Source organism: Rhizobacter sp. P3_B12, from assembly GCF_056402895.1.
On the sequence record NZ_JBFUGN010001005.1, the window covers coordinates 1 to 2,191 of the forward strand.

Here is a 2,191-nt window from a genome sequence, read left to right on the forward strand (position 1 = left end):
TCGTGCAGTCGGCCCGCCAGGGCCGACCGCCCCAGCTGAGCCCCCCCAGCCACCCCCCAGCCGCTCCGAACACCCGCCACGAAAGAACAGAAGCCAGCCCCCTCAGGAGGAGGCAGAGCAAGCAGCCCAAGGCTATGCTGCGCGATCACTCCACGGAAGGATTCGCGATGAAGAAGAAGGCCCCGCCCCCGGCGCGCAGCGCCAAGGAACGCCAGCGCGCCCCGCTGGTCACGCCGACCGACCTGAAGGCCGGCGCCACGCGCGACATCGCCGCCGCGATGAACGGCATCCTGGCCGACGTGTTCGCGCTGTACCTGAAGACCAAGAACTTCCACTGGCACATGAGCGGCCCGCACTTCCGCGATTACCACGTGATGCTCGACGAGCAGGCCGACCAGCTCTACGCGATGACCGACCCGATCGCCGAGCGCGTGCGCAAGATCGGCGGCAGCACGCTGCGCTCGATCGGCCACATCGCGCGCTCGCAGCGCATCCTCGACAACGACGCCGAATTCGTCGAGCCGTCGGACATGCTCGCCGAGCTGCGCGAGGACAACAAGACGCTGGTCGCCGAGCTGCGCGAGGCGCACGGCGTCTGCGACGAACACCACGACATCGCGACCGCCAGCCTGATCGAAGTGTGGATCGACGAGACCGAGCGCCGCACCTGGTTCCTGTTCGAGGCCGGCCGCTCGGGCGACAGCAGCGGGCATTGATGGATGTCGGCACGCTTCGTGCAATATCCGGGGCCATGAGCATCCCCGCTGCCCCGACCGAAGCACCGTCGCCATCCCCCCAGCGCCACACGCTGTTCGAGGACGCGCAGGCCATCTTCACCGGCACGCTGTTCGTCTCGCTGGCACTGATCCTGTTCGCGCAGGTCGGGCTGCTGACTGGCGGCACCGCCGGCGTCGCCTTCGTGCTGCACTACGCGACCGGCATCGGCCTGGGCAAGCTGTTCTTCGCGATCAACCTGCCGTTCTACTGGTTCGCGTGGCGGCGCATGGGCCGCGAGTTCACGCTGAAGACCTTCATCGCGATCACGCTGCTGTCGCTGATGACCGACTGGTCGCCGCAGCTGTTCGCGATCGAGCGCCTGCACCCGGCCTACGCGGCCGTGCTGGGCGGGCTGCTGCTGGGTTCGGGCTGCCTGTTCCTCGCACGCCACCGCGCCAGCCTGGGCGGCGCCACCATCGTGTCGCTGTACCTGCAGCAGACACGCGGCTGGCGGGCGGGCAAGGTGCAGATGGGCGTCGATTGCAGCGTCGTGCTGCTCGCGCTGACGGTGGTCGAGCCGTCGCGCGTCGCCTGGTCGGTGCTCGCGGCCGTCGTGATGAACCTGTTCATCGCGGTCAACCACAAACCGGGGCGCTACGCCGTGTTGTGATCCGCACTCAGCGGTGGGTCTGCCGGTCGAGCCCCCGATCGGGCGACTCGAAATGCTGCTGCTGGCCCGGGTTCGGCTCGATCAGCTCCTCGATGATCAGCCGCCCGAACTTCTGCGCCCGCGCCGCGTTGTGCTCGCGCGCCACCTGCGTGATGAACTCCTCGTGGTCGCTCTTCGGCCACAGCACGACCACGTAGCCGTGCCCCTGCTCGGCCAGCGCAAGGTGGGTCTTCAGCAGGTTCAGGTCCTGCCCGATCGAGGCCAGCGCGCCCGCATGCGCGATGTTGGTCCGCATCTGGCGCGCCATCTGCTGCGGCGAGAACACCAGCAGGTCGCTTTCCAGGAAGTTCGCGTCCAGCAGGGCGTTGAGCGCCCCCTGCAGGTCGTCGGCCGACCGGAAGGCCAGGAAGATCTTGTTCTCGGGCGGCAACACGCCGTCTCTGCGGATCGGGTTCGAGACGGCGTTCGCAGCGGTCGGGTTCACGGTGTTCTGGCTCATGGCACCTCCAGTGGATCGGGCACCGCGACAGCCGCGGCGGATGGAACGGCCGGTCGCGGCGCCGCAGCCCGCACCGGTCCGGGAAAGTCGTCGACCTGGATCACCCTGGCCGCCGCGCGCAGGTAGGCGAGCGCAGCCGCCGGGTTGCGCGAATGGCTGGCCACGTCCTCCAGCGAACGCGAATGGCGCAAGGCCTGGTTGAGTTCGCCGGCTTCGTCGCCGAGCGCACGCGCCTGGTCGAGCGCGTCGCGCAGGTCGCGCAGGCCGCCGCTGCGCGGCGTGCCCACATCGATGCACAGGCGCGC

At 69.2% G+C, this 2,191-nt stretch carries 3 protein-coding genes and 1 pseudogene; 2 read left to right on the forward strand and 2 right to left on the reverse strand.

All coding sequences use genetic code 11. The features are described 5' to 3' along the window. Nucleotides 1-167 precede the first annotated feature (167 nt). Both AC1D01_RS31275 and AC1D01_RS31280 read left to right on the forward strand, forming a co-directional pair. Nucleotides 168-716, forward strand: a complete 549-nt coding sequence (locus AC1D01_RS31275; RefSeq protein WP_477873387.1) for a Dps family protein — start codon at nt 168-170, stop codon at nt 714-716. A gap of 35 nt (nt 717-751) precedes the next feature. Then, complete coding sequence (locus AC1D01_RS31280) at nt 752-1,387, forward strand: YitT family protein (protein WP_477873389.1); 636 nt, start codon at nt 752-754, stop codon at nt 1,385-1,387. A gap of 7 nt (nt 1,388-1,394) precedes the next feature. Here the strand turns inward: AC1D01_RS31280 and AC1D01_RS31285 are convergent, their stop codons facing one another. Both AC1D01_RS31285 and AC1D01_RS31290 read right to left on the reverse strand, forming a co-directional pair. Continuing rightward, on the reverse strand, nt 1,395-1,886 hold the full coding sequence (locus tag AC1D01_RS31285) for a hypothetical protein (protein ID WP_477873391.1): 492 nt from the start codon (nt 1,884-1,886) through the stop codon (nt 1,395-1,397). Further along, nucleotides 1,883-2,191, reverse strand: a pseudogene (locus AC1D01_RS31290) (acyl-CoA dehydrogenase); the annotation flags it as partial. The pseudogene AC1D01_RS31290 and the gene AC1D01_RS31285, both read right to left, overlap by 4 nt.